Origin of the sequence: Bacillus sp. AFS029637 (genome assembly GCF_002584985.1) — a bacterium.
Taxonomy (GTDB): Bacteria; Bacillota; Bacilli; order Bacillales; family Bacillaceae_G; genus Bacillus_A.
Map to the genome: position 1 here is coordinate 1 of NZ_NUPZ01000083.1, position 329 is coordinate 329.

The window sequence follows — 329 nt, forward strand, 5'->3', positions numbered from 1 at the left end:
TTGCCCTGCGCACCTTGAGGCCCGGTAGCCCCAGTGTTGCCTTGCGCACCTTGAGGTCCGGTAGCACCTGTGTTGCCTTGAGTACCTTGAGGTCCAGTGGCCCCAGTAGCGCCCGTGTTACCTTGGGTACCTTGAGGTCCGGTAGCACCTGTGTTGCCTTGAGTACCTTGAGGTCCAGTGGCCCCAGTAGCGCCCGTGTTACCTTGAACACCTTGAGGTCCAGTAGCACCAGTTGGTCCTTGAACACCTTGAGGCCCGATAGCACCCGTGTTACCTTGAGTACCTTGAGGTCCAGTAGCGCCGGTTGGCCCTTGAGTACCTTGAGGTCC

At 59.3% G+C, this 329-nt stretch carries 1 pseudogene; it reads right to left on the bottom strand.

From position 1 onward, the window contains the following. A pseudogene (locus tag COE49_RS26895) lies at positions 1-329 on the bottom strand (Gly-Xaa-Xaa repeat protein); the annotation flags it as partial.